This is a genomic window from Nocardia vinacea (assembly GCF_035920345.1).
In the GTDB taxonomy this organism is placed as follows: Bacteria; Actinomycetota; Actinomycetes; order Mycobacteriales; family Mycobacteriaceae; genus Nocardia; species Nocardia vinacea_A.
In genome coordinates, this window is the sequence record NZ_CP109149.1 from 6,824,675 (window position 1) to 6,844,396 (window position 19,722).

Sequence of the window (19,722 nt, forward strand, 5' to 3'; positions counted from 1 at the left end):
CTCAGCGTCGAACCCGTTGCGGTGTGCCGGATTCCAGCTACCAGAGGGGGCGCGATGCCCGGTACACGTTGTGGCAGTGACGGTGAGCACGAACTGCAGGACAGGTACGGTACGCAGGACCGCGCCGAACGCTTCTACCAAGATCAAGTACTCGATCAGCTGAACCCGACGATGATCGAATTCATCGCCAGGATGGATATGGCGTTCATCGCCACCGCGGACAAACACGGCGAATGCGACGCAAGCTTCCGTGCGGGCCTGCCCGGCTTTCTGCATGTGATCGACGAACGCACGATTGCCTATCCGGAATACCGCGGCAACGGCGTACACGCCAGCCTCGGCAACATCCTGGAGAACCCGCACGTAGGCATCCTGCTAATCGATTTCGTCCAGGATCTGATCGGATTGCACATCAACGGTTCGGCACGGATCGTGGACGACACCGCGCTGCGCCACAACGTCCCGGAACTACCCGAGAACCTCAAGGGGCGAGCCGCGCAGCACTGGGTGGTGATCGATGTGGAAGAGGCCTACATCCACTGCCGCAAACACATCCCGCATCTGGTCCCCGCGGCACGCGAGCAGCGGGAGTGGGGCACCGACAACACCCGGGCCAAGGGTGGCGACTACTTCGGGGCGAAGGCGCAGGCCCAGGCCGACGCCCTGGTTCGTTAGCCGAACTGCATACTCGGCCGCTGCAAATCAGACACCGAGTTTGAAGATGACCAGGCGTTGCACGACGAAGTTGATGACCGTGGCGGTGCCCTGGGCGATGACGAAGGCCAGGGGCTGGCGCCACCAGTCGCCGGGGAGCGTGGCGTAGAGCACGGCGTTGATACCGACCTGGACGGCGAACGTGACGGCGTAGAGCACAACGACCGCGATGAAGCGAGCGCGGCTCGGCGGCGCCTGGAAGGTCCAGCGGCGATTGATCAGGTAGGCAGTGGTGGTGCCCGCGATGAAGCTGATCGATTTGGCGACGCTGACCGGCAGGCCGATGAGGTTCAGTAGGAAGCTGTAGATCCCGTAGTCGACGATGGCCGAGAGACCGCCGGTGAGGGTGAAGCGGACGATCTGGGTCTTCAGGTCGACATCAGTTCCGCCCGGCTCGTCGACCAGCGGCAGTTCGGCCGGGAGCGGCAGGTGGGGTTCGGCTTGCACGCCGACGAGCGTAGCGGCGTGACGCGGGACACGCGCACTCCAGCACCATTGGACGTTTGTCCGGCGAGATGGAACCGATGTCGGACCTCACATACTGGGGAGTACGGCGACGCCGACCGCATATCGGCTCATGCATGTAGCCTCTATGCCGATGTCCACGAAAGCTCCGACCGCCACCACAACCGGTAACTCCGGCAATGTCGCCGACGGCACCTACGCGCTGCCGACGCGGACCAAGGCATTGACCGGGTGGGGTCGCACCGCACCAACATCTTCCGAAGTGCTCTCGACGAGCGATCCCGAACTGATCGCCAAGGCCGTCGCCATGGTCGCCGAGGACAACGACTCCAAGCCGGCCCACCTGCGTCGCGGCATCATCGCGCGCGGGCTCGGCCGCTCCTATGGCGATCACGCGCAGAACGCGGGCGGCCTCGTCGTCGATATGACGGCGCTGAACAATATCCACCGGATCGACCGGGACACCCGGATCGTCGACGTGGACGGCGGCGTCAGCCTGGACCAGCTCATGAAGGCCGCGCTGCCGTTCGGGCTGTGGGTTCCGGTGCTGCCCGGCACCCGTCAGGTGACAATCGGCGGCGCCATCGCCTCCGATATCCACGGTAAGAACCATCACAGCGAGGGCAGCTTCGGCAACCACGTGCGCTCGATTGATCTGCTCACCGCCGATGGGCAGGTGCAGCACATCACGCCGAAGCGCAACGCCAAGCTGTTCTGGGCGACCGTCGGCGGCAACGGACTCACCGGCATCATCCTGCGCGCGACCATCGAGATGGCGCCCACCGAGACGGCGTACTTCCTCAACGACGGCGTGAAGACCACGACGCTCGACGAGACCATCGCCGCGCACAGCGACGGCAGCGAAGCGAACTACACCTACTCGAGCGCGTGGTTCGACGTGATCAGCCCGCTGCCGAAGCTCGGCAGGGCCACCATCACCCGCGGCCGCCTCGCCAAGGTCGACGAACTACCCAAGCGTCTGCGCAAGAAGCCGCTGAAGTTCGATGCGCCGCAGCTGATGACGGTGCCCGATATCTTCCCGAACTGGACCATGAACAAGCTCACGCTCCAGGCCATCGGTGAGGCGTACTACGCCATGGGCGGCAACTACACCGGCAAGGTGCAGAATCTGACGCAGTTCTACCACCCGCTCGACATGATCGCGGAGTGGAACCGCGGCTACGGTTCCAACGGCTTCCTGCAGTACCAGTTCGTGGTGCCGACCGAGGCGGTCGAGGAGTTCAAGCGGATCATCATCGACATCCAGGCCTCCGGGCACTACTCGGCACTGAACGTTTTCAAGCTGTTCGGACCGGGTAATCCGGCACCGCTGAGCTTCCCGATGCCGGGCTGGAACATCTGCGTCGACTTCCCGATCAAGCCGGGTCTGAACGAGTTGGTGAGCGAGCTGGACCGCCGCGTCACGGAGTTCGGCGGGCGGCTGTACACCGCGAAGGATTCGCGCACCACCGCGGAGACCTTCCACCAGATGTACCCGCGGATCGACGAGTGGATCAAGGTCCGCCGAAGTGTCGATCCCACAGGCGTTTTCATGTCCGATATGGCGAGAAGGCTGGAGCTCCAGTGATTAATGCCGTAGGCAACCCGCAGACCATCCTGCTGCTGGGCGGTACCTCGGAGATCGGCTTGGCGATCTGCGCCGAGTACCTGCGCAAGAGTCCGGCGCGCATCATCCTGGCCGCACTGCCCGGTGATCCGCTGCGCGAGGACGCCGTCTCCGAGCTGAAGTCGGCCGGTGCGACCCAGGTCGACGTCATCGACTTCGACGCGCTCGATACCGAGAGCCATCCCAGGGTTATCGACGCGGCCTGGGACGGCGGCGATGTGGATGTCGCCATCGTCGCGTTCGCCCTGGACGGCGATCCGGAAGAGCTGTGGCAGAACCAGCGCAAGGCCGTGCAGGTCGCCGGAATCAATTACACCGCGGCAGTTTCGGTCGGTGTGCTGGTCGGCGAGAAGATGAAGAAGCAGGGCTTCGGGCGGATCATCGCCATGTCCTCGGTGGCCGGTGAGCGGGTACGTCGCTCGAACTTCGTCTACGGCTCCACCAAGGCCGGGCTGGATGGCTTCTACCTGGGACTCGGCGAGGCGCTGCGCCCGTACGGACCGCGCGTGCTGGTGATCCGGCCGGGCATGGTGCGGACCAGGTTCTCGGCGCACGTCAAAGAGGCTCCGCTCACCGTCAACAAGGAAGATATTGCGGCACTGGCGGTTTCGGCGTCGCAGCGGGGCAAGGAGCTCGTCTGGGCGCCCGGTACCTTCCGCTTCGTGATGATGATCCTGCGCCACATCCCGCGCCCGATCTTCCGCAAGCTGCCCATCTGATTTCCCCGAGCCGCACCTCGTCGACCGCGCCCCGTTGCGCGGCACGGGTGCGGCTCGTTCATATCCGCGATGCGCCAAGCGGTTGGGATCCGACGAGCCGGACGGCCCCGATGCGATCCGGTCGATACCATCGACCCGGCTCCACGGCATAACGCCGAACTGATGCGGCCCCCATCCGCTACCCCAACGGTTCGGCCCTAGTTCCTGCGCGCAGGCGAACGACGTGGCAGGTTCGGAGCCGATCTGATTGGTCGACCTGGATACGGAGGCTTGGTGCGAGTGAGCGACTACCTGCGGACAACTCGCCGCCGGATCCCCGGCGATCAGCGCCGTGCGAGGCTTTGCCTGCGGCTGGGCGTCGTCGGCACAATGGGCGTCGCGGACCGCACATCGCTGGGCTTCGGCATCGCCGAACTGGCCGCAGGCTCGGCGCACCGCATCGAAGATGGAGGACTCCGTTGAGCACGGTAATGGCAGAACGCTCCGAGGAGTCGGTGCCGACGCGCGGGCGGGGAACCGTATTGGTCCGGCACATCGGCTCCGGGGTGGGCGAAGCGGTGCTGGCCGCAGCGGTCGCGGCCGCGGTGGCTGCCGTTGGGCTGGTGGCGTTTTCGATGGTGCAGTGGCCGGCATTCAACTCGTCCAATGTGACCAGGTCGTTGACCACGGTCGGACAGGTCGGCGCGGCGGTGCTGTTGGGGGTGGCTATCTGGCTGGTACGGGCGCGGCGGTGGCCGTTGATGGCGAAAGCGCTGTCGTGGGTCGGGATTTCGACATTCGTCACGGTGACATTGGGGATGCCGCTGGCGGCGACCAAGCTGTACCTGTTCGGCGTCTCCGTGGACCAAGAGTTCCGTACCGAATATCTGACGCGGCTGACCGATAGTGCGGCGCTGCACGATATGACCTACGCCGACCTGCCGCCGTTCTATCCGGCCGGCTGGTTCTGGATCGGCGGTCGAGTGGCGAATGTGCTCGGGATGGACGGCTGGGAGGCGTTCAAGCCGTACGCCATCGGATCGCTCGCGGTGGTCGCTGTGATCGCACTCGTGTTGTGGTCCAAGCTGATTCGCGCCGACTGGGCGATCGGGGTCAGTGCGGCGACGACCGCGGTGACGGTGGCTCATGCCTCGCCGGAGGCCTACAGCGCGGTCATCGTGCTGCTGCTGCCGCCCGCGTTGATTCTTGCGTGGGGTGCGCTGTACCGGCCGCTCGAGCGGTCGGCTACTGCCGCGGGTGCTGCAGCATCGAGTGGTGCCGGCGTGTCAGGGGATGCAGCAGCCTCAGCTGTCGCCAGCGGAGCGGACAGTGGTGCGGCAGTCAGTGCCGCGACCTCAGATGCCGACAATTCAGCCAGTGCCGCCACCTCAGGCACTGCGGCCACCTCGGGCACTGCCGTCGCCTCGGGCACTGCCGTCGCCTCTGGTGACGAAGCCGCAGCGGGCGGCAGTGCGGCAGTCGGCGCCGCTACGGCCAGCGGCGCCGGAACGGCCGGGGGCTGGGGCGCGGTTGTCGGGGCCGGACTGTTCCTTGGGATGGCGGCGTCGTTCTACACGTTGTATTTCGCGGTGGCGGCATTCGCAGTCGCGCTGATGGGGCTGCTTTCGGCGGGGCTTGCGGTGCGAGCACAGCGGGCGGCGGACCGAGCGCGGCGCGGTACCGGCGAGGGCGGGTCGGGTTCGGTGTGGCGGGCGGTGGTGCCGCCGCTGGTTCGGCTGGTTGCCATCGCGGCGATCGCGGGTGTGGTCGCGCTGGTCGTGTGGCTGCCGTTCGTGTTGAAGATGCTCGGGGGGACGATGCCGAGTTCGGGGACGGCATTCCACTATCTGCCCGAGGGCGGTTCGCAATTGCCGCTGCCGATGGCGGAGTTCTCGCTTTCCGGGGCGTTCTTCCTGCTCGGGACGGCGTGGTTGGTGTTGCGGGCGGCGTCGTCGCGGCGGGCGCAGGCGCTCGGGATCGGCGTGGTGGCGATCTATCTGTGGTGTCTGCTGTCGATGACAGCGACCGCGGCGGGTACGACTTTGCTCTCGTTCCGCTTGACGCCCGTGCTCGAAGTGCTGCTGGCGGCGGCCGGCGCATTCGGCTTCGTCGAGGGCGCGCGGGCGGCGTACCGGGCACTCGATGAGCCGGGGCGGTTCAAGTTGGCTGTTGTCGTCGTCGCCGTCGTCGGTGCGCTCGCGTTCACACAGGACATTCCGCAGGTGCTGAAGCCGGAGATCACCACCGCATACACAGACACCGACGGCAACGGCGAACGCGCCGACAAGCGCGCACCAGGTGCGGCGTCGTACTACCGCGAAATCGATGCGGCACTGATCGCGCAGACCGGCCGGCCGCGCTCGGATTCGGTGGTCCTCACCGCCGACACCAGCCTCCTGTCCTTCTACCCGTACTACGGCTTCCAGGCGCTCACCTCGCACTATGCGAACCCGTTGGCCGATTTCGCCGGCCGCGCCGCCACCATCGAGTCGTGGAGCAAGCTGAATTCGTCCGCCGACCTGGTTGACGCACTCGGCAAGACCCCGTGGCGCGCACCGGACGCCTTCCTCTTCCGCAGCAGCGGCGATACCTACACCCTGCGCCTGGCCAAGGACGTCTACCCCAACGACCCCAATGTGAAGCGCTACACCGTGAGCTTCCCCAAGGAGCTCTTCGCGGACCCACACTTCACCACGACCAATATCGGCCCTTTCACCTTGGTCGTCGTCAATCGCTGACGCCGCCCACCCCGACTCATCAGCGCGGCCGGTGTACCCGCTCGACGCATGATTTCGCGAGGACATGGGTAACTCGTCGGGTACCGGCTAACCCAGCCGGCCACTGACGGGCGGCCGCCGATGGCCACGTCGCGGCACTCGAGTCTGGCCTGAAGGCGCGAGGAGGCGGACAGCTCACAGGGAATTCGGTTACGGTGGATCGCTGATCTGACCATTTACGGGGAGAAGTTTGTTTTGCGGGTCGAGGCACCACCAGTAGTAGGCGTCGTCACCAAGGGATCGACACCGGCTGGTGGGGCCAGACCCGAGCAGCGCACCGCGAAGCGGAAACGGATCCGGGTCGATCGGAGTGATCTGGTCGCCTCGGTGAGCTATCTCGCATTGGCTGTCACGGTGCTGTCCGGACAGTGGCGCAATACACATAGCGGGTACCTGATCAAGAGTGGTCAGGACCAGACCATGTGGGAGTGGTTCTTCGCGGTCACCGCACATTCGGTGGCGCATCTGGAAAATCCGCTCGGCACGAATCTGCAGAACTTCCCGGCCGGGGTGAACATGATGGCCAATACGGCCATGTTCGGGGTCGGGGTGCCGTTGACGCCGGTCACGCTGCTGTTCGGACCGACCGTCACCTTTGTGCTCGTCCTCACGCTCGGCCTCGCCTCCACCGCCTTCGCCTGGTACTGGCTGTTCTCCCGGGAATTGGTGGAGTCCCGGCTGGCCGCCGCGATCGGCGGGATATTCTGCGGTTTCGCGCCCGCGATGATCTCGCATGCCAACGCGCACCCGAATTTCGTGCTGCTGGCGCTGCTTCCGGTCATCGCGCTGCTGTTGATCCGCATCGCACGACGTGTGTCGGGTGCGGAGACGACCAAGCCACGCAGGCGAGTTCGTGATGCCGTCGCGCTCGGCTTCCTGGTAGCGCTGCAGATCGCACTCGGCGAGGAACCGCTGCTGATCTTCGCACTCGCCTTCGGACTCTTCGGCCTCGTGTACTACCTGCGCACACCGCGCACGGGCTGGCAAGTAGTGCGTGCGCTCGCCCCGACCATCGCATTGGCTGCGGGCATCACCTTGATGCTCACCGAAATTCCACTGTGGTGGCAGTTCTTCGGGCCGCAGAGTTATCGCTCGATCGACCACGGGCCGATGGGCAACGATCTGAAGGCCATCGTGCAGTTCCCCGCCGAATCGCTCGGCGGGATGTTCGCGCCCGGCCAGTACGTGTCCATGAACGACACCGAGCAGAACGCGTATTTCGGCTGGCCACTGCTGCTGTTGCTGCTCGTGACGGTGGCGCTGCTGTGGCGCGACCGGGTGGTCCGGGCGGCGACCGCGGTGATGGTGGTCTTCGGGGTGCTGTCGCTCGGTGCGACAGCCATGTTCGGCAAGGAGTCGACCGGGATCGAATTGCCTTGGCGCTGGGCCGAATTGGCCCCGTTGCTCAATACGGTGCTGGAGACCCGGCTGACCATGGCCGCGATTCCGGCCATCGCGGCGGTGCTGGCCTTGGCGACCCAGCGCGCGGTCACCTGGTGGCGGCAGTCGCCGGTCGATTGGCGGCCGCTGGCCTGGTTCCCGGCGCTCGCCCTGGCCTTGGTGCCGCTTGTCCCGACCGTCCTTCCGGTGATCGAGCGCACACCGACGCCGGAGTTCTTCGCCGAAGGGACGGTAAAGCAGTACGTGAGTGGCGGTTCGGTGGTGCTGGTGCCGCCGCCGCGACCCGCCGAGGCGCAGGCCTTGCGCTGGCAGGCCGACGCGAATTTCGACTTCGCGCTCGCCGGCGGCTATTTCGTCGGCCCGACCGGTGCGAACAAGAAGGGCATCTACGGACCGGACTTCCGCCCGACCACCGCACTGCTCGTCGGCGCTCAGGACACCGGCGTGGTCCCGCCCATCGACGCCGACACCCGCGCACAGGCACTCGACGACCTGGGCTTCTGGGAGGCCGACGTGGTGGTCCTGCCCGCCACCAAGAACTCCGAAGTGCTGCGCACGACCATGACGCAACTGCTCGGCGTCGCGCCGCGACAGGTCGACGACGTGTGGCTCTGGGACGTCCGGCCGCTGCGATAGGCGGCGGCGATGATCTCGGTGGCGAGCATCACCAACGCGGGTGGCTAGCATGGTGCCTCGTGCGACCGGACCGAACTTCTGCAGCGTTCACCCGTAACCGCCTGATCGCCCTCGTCTCCGGGTTGCTCGGATTCGTGCTGGCACTGTTGACGCCGTTGCTTCCGGTGAAACAGGATCAGGCCGCGCTCGACTGGCCCCAGGCGGGCCGTACCAGTGTCGAGGCGCCATTGGTTTCGTATGTGCCGCTGCGGTTGGATGCGACGCTGCCGTGTTCAGTGGTGGCCGCGGCCGGGTCGGGCATGGTGCTGTCGACCATTCCGCAAGCGTCGGGTCAGGCCGGTGCCAAGGGACTGACCGTCTCGGTCACCGATGGCACGCTCGCGGTGCTGCAGCGTGATGTGCCGCTGCTGTCCGCGCCGGTCGCGGAGATCGCCGGCTGCGAGTCCGTCACCATCACCGCGACGGCGGCCGCGACCTCGGTCGAATTCGTCGGTGCGAAGCGGCAGGACGGTACGCCGTTCCGCAACACCATCACCCGCGATATCCGCCCGCAGGTGGTCGGCGTCTTCACCGACCTGGATGCCGCGAAGCTCGATGGCGCGAAGCTGCACGCCGATATCGATTCCCGCTTCTCCTCGACGCCGTCCGCGCTGAAGCTCGGCGCCATGATCGCGGCGGCGATCTGCACGATCATCGCGCTGATCGCATTGCACCTGCTCGACAATGCCGATGGTCGGCGGGCGCGCCGGTTCCTGCCCGGGCACTGGTGGCGGTTCACCCTGGCCGACGTGGCGGTGCTCGGGCTCCTTGTGCTGTGGCATTTCATCGGCGCGAATACCTCCGACGACGGCTACATCCTGAATATGGCCCGCGTCTCGGAGCATTCCGGATACATGGCCAACTACTACCGTTGGTTCGCGGTGCCCGAGGCGCCGTTCGGCTGGTCCTACGAAGTACTGGCCTGGATGACCAAAGTCTCCGACGCCAGCCCGTGGATGCGGCTGCCGACGCTGGCCGCCGGAATCGTGTGCTGGATGGTGATCAGCCGAGAGGTGCTGCCGCGCTTGGGCGCTCGGGTGCGCAGGCACAGGGTGGCGCTGTGGACCGCCGGTCTGGTCTTCCTCGCGTTCTGGCTGCCCTATGACAACGGTCTGCGGCCCGAACCGCTGATCGCCGCGGGTGCGCTGCTGACCTGGTGCTCGATCGAGCGGGCCATTGCGACCGGACGGCTGCTGCCCGCCGCGGTCGGTGTGCTGATCGCCGCGTTCTCGCTGGCGGCCGGTCCGACCGGGCTCATCTGTGTGGCGGCACTGATCGCGGGTTCGCGGCCGGTGCTGCAGATCATTGTTCGGCGGGCGCGTGATGCCGCCGGCACGTTGGCACCACCCGATGCCGAGCACGCCGGAAGCGAACCCGCGCCGAATGCCGAGCGGGTTTCCGAAGGCAACGCGAATTCGGATGGGAGCGAAGGCGGATCGAGTGCCGAGCGACGGACTGCCGTCGCGCCCCAGGTGGACCACAGTACGTCGCGCCTCGCGACCTTCTTCCGCTATGCGGCGCTGCTCGCACCGGGGCTCGCCGCCGGAACGCTCGTGCTGGTGATCGTTTTCGCCGATCAAACGCTGGCGACGGTGATGGAAGCGACCCGGGTGCGCACCCTCGTCGGGCCGAATGTGGCCTGGTTCGACGAGCGGACGCGGTGGGATTCGCTGCTGGCGCTCTCGCCGGACGGATCGCTGGCGCGGCGGTTCGGTGTGCTGGTCATGCTGCTGTGCCTGCTGGTCTGTGTGCTGCAGGTGCTGCGCAAGGGGCGGATTCCGGGAACGTCGCGTGGGCCGTCGGTGCGGATTCTCGGCATCGTCTTCGCCTCGCTGCTGCTGATGATGTTCACGCCGACCAAATGGACCCACCACTTCGGCGTTTACGCCGGGCTGGCCGGGTCGCTGGCGGCGCTGGCGGCGGTCGCCGTGGGCACCAATGGGATTCGCTCGCCGCGCAACCGGGCGCTGTTCGCGGCGGCGGTGCTGTTCCTGCTGGCAATCACCTTCACCGGATCCAATGGCTGGTGGTACGTATCCAGTTACGGTGTGCCGTGGTGGGACAAGGCGCCGCTGGTCGCGGGTAAGGGCCTGTCCACGCTGTTCCTCGGGCTGAGCGGCGTGGCGCTGATCGTCGCGGTGTGGCTGCACTATCGCGAGCCGTACCGCGAGAAGACCGATGCGCCACGCCGTTTCGAGCGTTACGCCTCCGCGCCGTTGACGATCGCGGCGGCGTTGCTCGTACTGTTCGAGGTGGCGTCGCTGGCCAAGGCGGCGGTCACGCAGTATCCGGCGTACTCGATCGCCAAGTCGAATCTCGAATCGCTGAGCGGCAATACCTGTGCGCTCGCCAACGAAGTGCTGGTGGAAACCGATACCGCGGATTCGCTGCTGCTCCCCTACACCGGCTCCCCCGCCGACGGATTGTCCACCGAATCGAAGGGCTTCACGCCCAACGGGGTGGCCGCCGACCTCACCGCCGATGCCGAGGAGACCGTCACCGGCGGTGCGAATTCGGTGAACAAGGATTCGAAGAACAAGACCACCAAGACAACCGGTGCGGGCACCGGCGGCGGCACCAGCCAGCAGGCCGGAATCAACGGCAGCACAGTGGCATTGCCGTTCGGCCTGGATCCGACCCGGACCCCGATCATGGGCAGCTACCAGGAGGGGACCGACCAGCAGCAGGCCAAGCTCACCTCGCAGTGGTACCGGCTCGATCTGACCGACAGCATGCGCAATGACCCGGCCTATCAAATGCTCGCCATTACCGCGGCGGGCCGGATCCGCTCGATCGACGCCGATGGTGTGCTCACTTACGGGCAGGAGCTGCACCTGGAGTACGGCGTGCGCGGGGCGGACGGCGAGGTGCAGACGCTCGGGTCGGTGGATCCGCTCGATATCGGGCCCGCACCGTCCTGGCGCAATCTCCGTGTGCCACTGGACAAGTTGCCCGCCGGAGTGAACGCGGTGCGATTGGTCGCGGCCGACAACGACATCACCCAGAAGCAGTGGTTGGCCGTCACCCCGCCCCGGCTGCCGCATCTGGCCACGCTGAATTCCGTTGTCGGCGAAGCCGCTCCGGTCCTGCTGGACTGGCACGTCGGCCTGGCCTTCCCCTGCCAGCGCCCGTTCGACCACCACGACGGCGTCGCCGAGGTCCCCAATTGGCGCATCCTGCCCGACCGCGTCGGCTCCGACGCCTCCAATGCCTGGCAGGACGATATCGGCGGCGGCCCCCTCGGCTGGACCGGTCTACTCCTGAAATCCCAGACCATCCCCACTTACCTCGCCCACAACTGGACCCGAGACTGGGGCTCCCTGGAACAGTTCACCCCCTACGACCCCACCGCCACCCCCGCAACCATCGCCACCACCGTGAAATCGGTCAACGGCTGGAAGAAAGCCGACCCGATCCGAGCGCGCTAGCCCACGCCAGCGCGTGAGCCGACCATCCTCGGCTCACGCGCGTGGGCTGCTCGAACCGGCGATGACTAGCCTGCTGTCAACTCACCGAATGCGACATCGATGGAGATCGGTGTATCCAGCGTCAGTCGACGGGTATGCAGGGCGACCAGATGGTAGCGACCTTCGGAGAGTCGGTATTCCTCGATCTGCTCGATGCCGTCACCCGATTCGGTGACGCCGGCCGACAAGTCGCGAGTACCGAGCGCGATCATGGAACGAGGACGAGGCGGCCACGCAGGCCTCCTGCCGCCAGGCGGCGTTGGGCGGTTACGACCTGATCCAACGGGTAGGTTTCCGCCACGCGGAGGGTGAGTTGGGCTTTGTCGACCAACGCGACGAGTTCGTCGAGTTGGGTGCGGTCGGCGTGGACCAGGACGGTGGTTACCTTGGTGCCGCGCAACGGGATCGGGGTGTTGGGGACGCTGATGGAGACGAAGCGGCCGCGGGCGCGGACGGCGGCGAGGGTTTCGGGGCCGAGAGCCGCGGCGTCGAGGGCCGCGTCTACGCCGCCGGGTACGAGGGCTCGGACCGCATCCGGAAGGTTCGCTTCGCGGGGGATGAAGTCGGTGGCTCCCAGGGCGCGGGCGATGGGTTCGTCGGCAGCCGAAGCAGCGGCGATTACTCGAATGCCGCGGGCGGCAGCGAGTTCGACGGCATAGCCACCTACCGCGCCTGCCGCGCCGGTGATCAGGAGGGAATCGGCAGGTGTGAGGTCGAGTGCGGCTAGGGCCTGGAGGGCGGTGAGGCCGTTGAGCGGGATGGTGGCCGCGGCGGTCGCCGGTACGGAAGTCGGTGCGGGGGACACATTTTGAGCTTCGAGGACAACGTAGTCGGCTTGGGCGGCCAACGAGACATCGAGACGCTCGCTGATACCGATCACCGGCTGCCCCACCGTGAAATCGACACCGGCACCGGCAGCGTCGATGACACCGGCGACATCCCATCCGATCCCCCACTGGTCGCGCGGGGCGGCGAACGGAGTCCCGCCGACACCATTGCGGACCATGAGATCCACCGGATTAACCGTCGCCGCAGCCACTTTCACCCGAACCCTACCGGGCCCCGGCTCGGGCGTCGGCACCTCGATGATCTCCGCGACGGCCTCCGGGCCGGGTCGACGGACCACTACTGCACGCATGGCACTTCCTTCGCTTGTCGAGATACGAATTCGTCGACAAACATAGGACCAGCTACTATCCAATAGGTAGTAGTTACCCAGGAGTGCGCAACGGGCAACAGGGGAAGCAGATGGCGACAACAACTGCGGCACAACGCCGTGACCTGGCAAAACAGCAATACGACGCCTACGTGGCCGAATGCCCGACGCGCCAACTTCTCGACCGGATCAGCGATAAATGGGTCAGCTTGATACTCAACGCTCTCGCTGACGGCCCGCGGCGTTACGCCGAGATCAACCGCATCATCTCCGGCGTCAGCCCCAAAATGCTCACCCAAACCCTGCGCACCCTCGAGCGCGACGGGCTACTAGAACGCCGGATCACCGCCGAGGTGCCTGTCCGCGTCGACTACGAACTCACCGCGCTCGGCCACAGCCTGCAGCCTGTGATGCACGCCATAAAAACGTGGGCCGAAGATCGCATGGACGAAGTGCTGGCGGCACGCGCACGTTACGACGGTGAACCAGCGTGACCGTGTCGTAAAAGTTGGCCACGAATGCCTTCCCAGCGGTGAAGCTGGCCTTAACCTTTTATTCATGACCGCGGCCTTCGATGATATGGATCTGCGCGACCTCGTCGGACTGCTTACCGAAGATGAACAACGGGAGCTTCGACCGGCGCTGCTGCGTGTGTTATCCCGCCAAACCCCGCAGGAGCTACTCCGTCGTGAACTGGGCCTTCGTATGACGAAGGTCTGACCCCGCCGGATCACCGAACACCATCCACCAGGCCGTTGCGTCGGCTAGCACAGCCGACGCCGCGGCCATTCGTCGTCAAAGGGCGCTATTGGCCTGAGCGCCCACTCGTTCCGGATTCTGCGGAATCCCCCGAGTGGGCGCTGAGTACACCTCGTTCCCCGAAACGAGAGCAGGCCCGCCGAATTCGACGGGCCTGCCTTCATTCACGACCTAGAACACACGCAGCTGTCCGGGCGACCAAAGCCCCGAGCGGCTGGCCGTACCCGTATCCAACTTGGCCGGAACCGCATTCGGGTAGTACTGGTCGTAGCGCTCCAGCGAACCCCAGTCCCGCGCCCAGTCGTTCTTCATATACGTCGGAATGGTGCTCGACTTCGCCAGCATCTGGCTGAAGCCCAAGAGCCCACCGAATTCCTCGGCCTGCCAGGTATTCGTCGAACTGATGGCCAGCGGCCGGTCCGGCAGGATCCGGTACCCGGGCACCTCGGCCACCCCGTTCTTGTGGTCCAGCGGCCGCTGGCACGGGAACTGCAGCCCGACCGCCCAGTCCAGCAGCACCGGCTGCTCGGAACCGATAAAGGTGTTGAGCGTGGCCAACTTCGGCATCCGCGGCGGGGTGAACGCCAGCCACTGATCGCCGATCAGAATCGGGTCGTTGGCGACAATGCGCACCGCATCGGCATCGGGCGCGATCTCGTCGAGCGGGATGCGCAGATTGCGCCACGACGGGAACGGACCGATATCGCGCGGCAGGTAGGTGCCGAGCATCTGCACAGTGCCGTCGGGCAGGTGCTTGCCGTAGTCGACGGTCAGCGACTGGCCGTACCTGGTGTCGCCGGTGTCATCGACGGACAGGATGCGGCCCGCGGCCGAAATGACCACCAGCGGATGATCATCCGAGCGCGGCGCCAGCTGGTACCAGCTGGAGACCAGATGCGCGGGCTGCTGCACGCCGCCCTGGTAGCTGCCCATCACCGGCGTGGTGGCCGGGTCGAGGCCGAAGGGCAGGGTGGCCCGGCTGCCGTTGACACCGGTCGCGCCGTAACCGCCGTCGGTGCCCGCGTTCTGGCCGTCCGCGCCGACCGGACCGACCGACTGGGTGGAGGTATTGCCGGTGCCCGGCTTCACCTCGATGGTGTCGGCGCTGAGCTTCTCGGGCACACCGTTCGGATCGAAGCCGACCGGATCGGCGCCGGCCAGCGGATCACCGTTCTTCGGCGGATTCGCCGGATCGTTGATCGGCGTGAGCATGCCGTTGCCCTTGTTCACATCCGGTTCCACCAGCACGTCATTGGCGAGACCGCACGAATTACCCTGCACCGCATCGAAATTCGAGCGCGCGAGCGAATAGGCCGGGTACTGCGCCACCGCGCCCTTGACCAGCGAGAACACCTCGAGCAGCACCATCAGCGCGGCGACGACGGTCAGCGGGATCGCGGCGAACTTGCGAATCCGCTTGCCGCGCACCGACTTCGCCGACGGCTGTGGCCTGGTGTAATCCTCGCGCAGCGCCGACCAGGCGACCAGCGCCAGCGCCAGCCCGAACAGCATCAGCATCAGCGTGTTCGACTGGTAGCCGTGCAGCGAGATCCGCTTGTCGAACCACGGCACGCCGAAGCTGGACACGTACCAGTAGCCGTTGATGCCCGAGAATGCGACCGCCAGCACGAACAGCAATCCGGCGAGGAAGATCGCCCGATTCTTCCTGGCCCGCAACGCACTTGCCGAAACCGCCACCGCGGTGACCGCGGCCAGTGATCCGGCGATGCCCGCGTACGCGCCGAAGTGGTGGGTCCACTTCGTCGGGTTGAACATCATGAAGAAGATGGTTCCGAAGACCACGCCCATCAGCCGCCAGGTCGGACCGCTGGCGATGCCGGGAACCTGCCTGCGCCGCAACAGCACCAGCATGGTGGTGAACAGGCACAGCAGCATGATCAGGAAGGCGAAGCGGCGCGAAAGCGATCCGTCGACGGTCTCCACGAACAGGTAGTAGTAGCGCAGGTAGTCCTCGTACCAGGCCAGGTTCGGGCCGGTCACCTGCCGCACCCGGTTGGCCTCCTGGATTCCGGCGAAGGTCTGGTCGCTGTAGACCACGATCAGCACCAGCAGACCCGCCGCCGCGATCGGCGCGAGCAGCGGCAGCGTCGAACCCCACTTACCAACGCCCTGCGCCGTGAACTGCCGATGCCGCCGCACCACGATCCGCACCAGCGGCCGAATACCGGCGAGCAGCGCCGCCACACACATCAGACCGGTCGGTGCCGCCGCCAAGGTGAACGCGGCCACCAGAATCGCCATCGCGGCCGGAAGCAGTCGACCCGTGGCAATGGCCCGCTCGATCGACACCCAGGTCAGCAGCGCGCCGAGCGCGACGATCGGCTCCGAGCGCAGACCGTTGTCGAACGGCAGCCAGAACGCCAGGAAGACCAGCCCACCGGTCCACAGCGCCACCTTGCTGTTGCGCACCCCGCGCCCGAGCCGGGGCACCACCTCGCGGCTGATCACCATCCAACAGAGAATTGCGCAGAACAGCGCGGGCAGCCGGACCCACGGGCTCGCGGTGGAGATCTCCGAGAAGGCCTGGATGACGTAGTAGTACCAGCCGAACGGCGCCTCCGGCACGCCGTACCAGCGGAAGTAGTTGGCCATATAGCCCGCGTGCGGCGCCACCCGCACCATGCTCAGGATGTAGCCGTCGTCGGAAGTGTTGGCGCCGACGAAATGCCACAGCAGCAGCGTGCCGACGACCGCGCCGTCCGCCCAGTTCGGCTTCAGCCAGTTGGCGGGCAGGAACCGGCGGTGCCCGCGCCCGTCACCGCCGTCGAGCCGAGCCAGTGCACCGAGCGCGATCAGCGTGCACAGCACCGCCGCGATCATCGCGATCAACTTGACCGGGGTCGGGCTGGAGGAGAACCGGGTGTCCACCGTCATGTGGAACGAAAGACCGGTGGGTACCGCGCCCTTCAGATCGGTGAACACGCCGACCACCTGCGGACGCAGATCGCCGTTCAGCTGCCCTTCGACCGGTACCTCGACCTTCTCCGTCGTCCCGGGCGCCGCGCCCTCGACCGGCCGCTCGATCGTCGTGGTCACACCGTCGAACGACGCCCTGGTCCGATTGATGTCGGAACTGATGGTGATCGACGTGCACGCGCCCAGCTGCGCACGCTCGGCCGAGGCGACCACGGCATTGCGGTCGACCACATCCACCGTGGTGTCCGAGACCCGCACGAAGATCGCCTCGAGCGATGCCCGGTCGCCCGGCGGCGGCGCGGTGGCCAGCAGCATCCCGCCGTAACTCGGCAGCTGATCGATTGCCGAACACGGAATGCGGGCGTCGAGATCGATCGGCACCTGCGACATCAGCGGCGCCTGCACACTGTTGAGCGCGCCAGCCTGCGGCCAATTCAGCGTCGCGGTGGTCTGGCTGACCGGTAAGAACGGAGCTGCCAGCGCGAACAGTGCGCCGAGCACGCCGGCGACCAGCGCGACGAGGCGCGCGGTTCGGAAATCGCTCGGTGCGACTTCGGGCGCGGCAGGCGGTTTTGTCAAGACAGCGGTAGCGACGTCGGGCACGGTTGGCAATGGTAGCTCCCCCGCCTCCCCGCGTCTTCAGGCCAGACTCGGGTGCGCACCGCGTTGCGTCTGCGTCCGGCGGTTGAGCATCAGCGCAGGTTCTGGGCGTGCCCCACGAGTTACCCATGTTCTTACGAAATCAGGTGTCGGGTATCCGACAAACTTCCAGGAGGTGACCACTGATTTCGTTAGCACATGGGTAACTCGCCGGGTACGCCCATAAACGGGCCGATCACGATACCGACGGCCCGCGACGCTGGTCGCCCGGCACTCACGACCGGCAAAATATCCGGGGAGGCGGGGGAGCCCGGTAACGGACACGATGGAAAGGTGTGGGGTATGACAAAGGTGAATCTCGAAACCAACTACGGACAGATCGTGCTGGAGCTCGACGACGCGAAGGCCCCGAACACCGTCGCGAACTTCGTGAATTACGTGAACGCCGGCCACTACAACGGCACCATCTTCCACCGCGTCATTCCGGGTTTCATGATCCAGGGCGGTGGCTTCACCCCCGAGATGCAGCAGAAGGGCACGCAGGCCCCGATTCAGAACGAAGCGAACAACGGCCTGAAGAACGACAAGTACACCGTCGCGATGGCCCGCACCAACGACCCGCATTCGGCCACCGCGCAGTTCTTCATCAACATCTCCGACAACGGCTTCCTGAACCACTCCGCGCCGAACCCGCAGGGCTGGGGCTACGCGGTCTTCGGCAAGGTCTCCGAGGGCTCCGAGGTGGTCGACAAGATCGCCGCGGTATCCACCGGTTCGGCGGGCATGCACCAGGACGTGCCGCAGGACGACGTCATCATCGAGTCGGCGACCATCGCCTGACTTCCGCTGCCACGAACAGCATCGGGCCGCATCCCCGGCGGGGATGCGGCCCGATCCCGTCAGAGCGGCAGGAGGTGGTGTTTTCGGGGGTTGCGGACGAGGGCCTTATCGCGCAGGAGGTGGAGGGCCCGACGGAGTTCCAGGCGGGTGGTCGACGGTTCGATGACGGCGTCGATATAGCCGCGCTCGGCGGCGACCCACGGGGTCGCAACGGTCGCGTTGTAGAAGTCGATCATCTGCTGGCGCACCGCGGCGCGCTGATCCTCCGGCGCCGCGTCGATCTGTCTGCGGCCGATCAGGCTGACCGCGCTCTCCGCGCCCATGACCGCGATCCGCGCGGTGGGCCAGGCCAGATTCACATCCGCACCGAGCTGTTTCGAACCCATCACCGCATATCCGCCGCCATAGGACTTGCGGATAACCACGGTCACCTTCGGCACGGTGGCCTCGACATAGGAGAACAGGAAGCGGCCGCCGCGCTTGATGACGCCGATCTTCTCCTGTTCCACACCGGGTAGGAATCCCGGTGTGTCGACAACGAATACGAGCGGAATCTCGAACGCGTCGCACATCCGCACGAAGTGCGCGGCCTTATCCGAGGCCCTGGCATCGAGCGCACCGGCGTACACCATCGGCTGATTCGCGACCACACCGACGCTGCGGCCGTCCACCCGCGCGAATCCGGTGATGATATTGCGCCCCGCCGTGGCGCCGATCTCGTGGAAATCACCGTCGTCGAATATGCGCAACAGGATGTCGTGCATGTCGTACCCGGCAGTATCCGAGTCCGGGACAATCGAATTCAGTTCCAGATCCGATTCGGTGATCTCCGGCTCCAGTCCCGGATTCACGATCGGCGGCTGTTCCTGGCAGCTCGTCGGCAGGAAGCCCAGATACGCGCGCACCCATTCGAACGCGGACTGCTCATCATCGGCGACGTGATGGATATTGCCGTACTGCGCTTGGCTATTGGCGCCGCCGAGCTCCTCGAGGCTGACGTCCTCGCCGGTGACCTCCCGGATCACGCCGGGCCCGGTGACGAACATGTAGGCCTCATGCGTGGCCACCACCACATCGGTATTGATGGGCGCGTAAACCGCGCCGCCCGCGCACTTGCCGAGAATCAGCGATACCTGCGGTACCAGCCCCGATAGCGGCTCGGCGCGATTCCCGAGCTCGGCATACCAGGCCAACGAGGTCACGGCCTCCTGCACGCGCGCGCCGCCGGAATCGTTGATGCCCACCATGGGGCAGCCGACCTTCGCGGCGTACTCCATGATTTTGGCGACCTTGCGGCCGAACATCTCACCGACCGAACCGCCGTAAACGGTCTGGTCGTGGGAGAACACCGCGACCGGACGCCCCTCGACCAGGCCGTGCCCGGTGATCACGCCGTCGCCGTACAGCGCGGACGGATCACCCGGCTTCCGCACCAGCGCACCGATTTCCACGAAGGTTCCCGGATCCAACAGCATATTGATCCGGTCGCGGGCACTCGGAATTCCCTTCTTCGCCCGCTTTGCCACCCCCGCTTCGCCCGCCGGTTCCTGCGCTAATTCCAGTCTTTTGCGCAGGTCGGCGAGTTTCTCGGCAGTAGTGCTCACTT

At 66.2% G+C, this 19,722-nt stretch carries 15 protein-coding genes; 10 read left to right on the forward strand and 5 right to left on the reverse strand.

Annotated elements, in window-relative coordinates; all coding sequences use genetic code 11:
- The first annotated feature begins 54 nt into the window (after window positions 1-54).
- Window positions 55-675: a pyridoxamine 5'-phosphate oxidase family protein gene (locus tag OIE68_RS31175; RefSeq protein WP_327094563.1), complete on the forward strand. Its 621-nt coding sequence runs from the start codon at window positions 55-57 to the stop codon at window positions 673-675.
- 27 nt (window positions 676-702) lie between these two features.
- Here the strand turns inward: OIE68_RS31175 and OIE68_RS31180 are convergent, their stop codons facing one another.
- A complete protein-coding gene (locus OIE68_RS31180) occupies window positions 703-1,161 on the reverse strand; it encodes a GtrA family protein (RefSeq protein WP_327094565.1) in 459 nt (152 codons plus the stop codon).
- Between the two features lie 151 nt (window positions 1,162-1,312).
- Here OIE68_RS31180 and OIE68_RS31185 point away from each other — a divergent pair, with 151 nt between their 5' ends.
- The 6 genes from OIE68_RS31185 (at window position 1,313) to OIE68_RS31210 (ending at window position 11,785) form a co-directional block, all read left to right on the forward strand.
- Complete coding sequence (locus OIE68_RS31185; protein WP_327094566.1) at window positions 1,313-2,767, forward strand: FAD-binding oxidoreductase; 1,455 nt, start codon at window positions 1,313-1,315, stop codon at window positions 2,765-2,767.
- Entirely contained in the window at window positions 2,764-3,525 is a 762-nt protein-coding gene (locus OIE68_RS31190) for a decaprenylphospho-beta-D-erythro-pentofuranosid-2-ulose 2-reductase (RefSeq protein ID WP_327094567.1), read from the forward strand. The genes OIE68_RS31185 and OIE68_RS31190 overlap by 4 nt, the downstream gene beginning before the upstream one ends.
- 279 nt (window positions 3,526-3,804) lie before the next feature.
- Complete coding sequence (locus OIE68_RS31195; RefSeq protein WP_327094568.1) at window positions 3,805-3,987, forward strand: hypothetical protein; 183 nt, start codon at window positions 3,805-3,807, stop codon at window positions 3,985-3,987.
- An 8-nt stretch (window positions 3,988-3,995) separates the two neighbouring features.
- Window positions 3,996-6,242, forward strand: coding sequence for an arabinofuranosyltransferase (locus OIE68_RS31200; protein ID WP_327101883.1), 2,247 nt, complete (start codon window positions 3,996-3,998; stop codon window positions 6,240-6,242).
- Window positions 6,243-6,476: 234 nt separating this feature from the next.
- Window positions 6,477-8,318: a glycosyl transferase gene (locus tag OIE68_RS31205; protein WP_327094569.1), complete on the forward strand. Its 1,842-nt coding sequence runs from the start codon at window positions 6,477-6,479 to the stop codon at window positions 8,316-8,318.
- Window positions 8,319-8,377: 59 nt separating this feature from the next.
- Entirely contained in the window at window positions 8,378-11,785 is a 3,408-nt protein-coding gene (locus tag OIE68_RS31210) for an arabinosyltransferase domain-containing protein (RefSeq protein WP_327094570.1), read from the forward strand.
- A 65-nt stretch (window positions 11,786-11,850) separates the two neighbouring features.
- Here OIE68_RS31210 and OIE68_RS31215 read toward each other — a convergent pair whose 3' ends face one another.
- The gene (locus OIE68_RS31215; protein ID WP_327094571.1) at window positions 11,851-12,036 is read right to left on the reverse strand and encodes a hypothetical protein; all 186 of its coding nucleotides are present in this window, start codon (window positions 12,034-12,036) and stop codon (window positions 11,851-11,853) included.
- Window positions 12,033-12,962: an NADP-dependent oxidoreductase gene (locus OIE68_RS31220; RefSeq protein ID WP_327094572.1), complete on the reverse strand. Its 930-nt coding sequence runs from the start codon at window positions 12,960-12,962 to the stop codon at window positions 12,033-12,035. Before OIE68_RS31220 ends, OIE68_RS31215 begins: the two co-directional genes overlap by 4 nt.
- Window positions 12,963-13,072: 110 nt before the next feature.
- On the opposite strand from OIE68_RS31220, the gene OIE68_RS31225 reads away from it, so the two are divergent.
- Both OIE68_RS31225 and OIE68_RS31230 read left to right on the forward strand, forming a co-directional pair.
- A complete protein-coding gene (locus OIE68_RS31225; RefSeq protein WP_327094574.1) occupies window positions 13,073-13,474 on the forward strand; it encodes a helix-turn-helix domain-containing protein in 402 nt (133 codons plus the stop codon).
- A gap of 64 nt (window positions 13,475-13,538) precedes the next feature.
- Window positions 13,539-13,700, forward strand: a complete 162-nt coding sequence (locus OIE68_RS31230) for a hypothetical protein (protein WP_169814469.1) — start codon at window positions 13,539-13,541, stop codon at window positions 13,698-13,700.
- A 210-nt stretch (window positions 13,701-13,910) separates the two neighbouring features.
- Here the strand turns inward: OIE68_RS31230 and OIE68_RS31235 are convergent, their stop codons facing one another.
- Entirely contained in the window at window positions 13,911-17,279 is a 3,369-nt protein-coding gene (locus tag OIE68_RS31235) for an arabinosyltransferase domain-containing protein (protein WP_419150588.1), read from the reverse strand.
- Between the two features lie 339 nt (window positions 17,280-17,618).
- Between OIE68_RS31235 and OIE68_RS31240 the strand changes: the two genes are divergently transcribed.
- On the forward strand, window positions 17,619-18,116 hold the full coding sequence (locus tag OIE68_RS31240; protein WP_327094575.1) for a peptidylprolyl isomerase: 498 nt from the start codon (window positions 17,619-17,621) through the stop codon (window positions 18,114-18,116).
- Window positions 18,117-18,175: 59 nt separating this feature from the next.
- On the opposite strand, the gene OIE68_RS31245 is transcribed toward OIE68_RS31240, so the two are convergent.
- Window positions 18,176-19,720, reverse strand: coding sequence for an acyl-CoA carboxylase subunit beta (locus OIE68_RS31245; protein WP_327094576.1), 1,545 nt, complete (start codon window positions 19,718-19,720; stop codon window positions 18,176-18,178).
- Window positions 19,721-19,722: the final 2 nt, after the last annotated feature.

What these genes read in the sequence shown, in the direction of transcription:
- OIE68_RS31175 (WP_327094563.1), top strand. Translation starts at nt 55, where the DNA reads ATGCCCGGTACACGTTGTGGCAGTGACGGTGAGCACGAACTGCAGGAC.
- OIE68_RS31185 (WP_327094566.1), top strand. Translation starts at nt 1,313, where the DNA reads ATGTCCACGAAAGCTCCGACCGCCACCACAACCGGTAACTCCGGCAAT.
- OIE68_RS31200 (WP_327101883.1), top strand. Translation starts at nt 3,996, where the DNA reads ATGGCAGAACGCTCCGAGGAGTCGGTGCCGACGCGCGGGCGGGGAACC.
- OIE68_RS31215 (WP_327094571.1), bottom strand. Translation starts at nt 12,036, where the DNA reads ATGATCGCGCTCGGTACTCGCGACTTGTCGGCCGGCGTCACCGAATCG.
- OIE68_RS31220 (WP_327094572.1), bottom strand. Translation starts at nt 12,962, where the DNA reads ATGCGTGCAGTAGTGGTCCGTCGACCCGGCCCGGAGGCCGTCGCGGAG.
- OIE68_RS31225 (WP_327094574.1), top strand. Translation starts at nt 13,073, where the DNA reads ATGGCGACAACAACTGCGGCACAACGCCGTGACCTGGCAAAACAGCAA.
- OIE68_RS31230 (WP_169814469.1), top strand. Translation starts at nt 13,539, where the DNA reads ATGACCGCGGCCTTCGATGATATGGATCTGCGCGACCTCGTCGGACTG.
- OIE68_RS31240 (WP_327094575.1), top strand. Translation starts at nt 17,619, where the DNA reads ATGACAAAGGTGAATCTCGAAACCAACTACGGACAGATCGTGCTGGAG.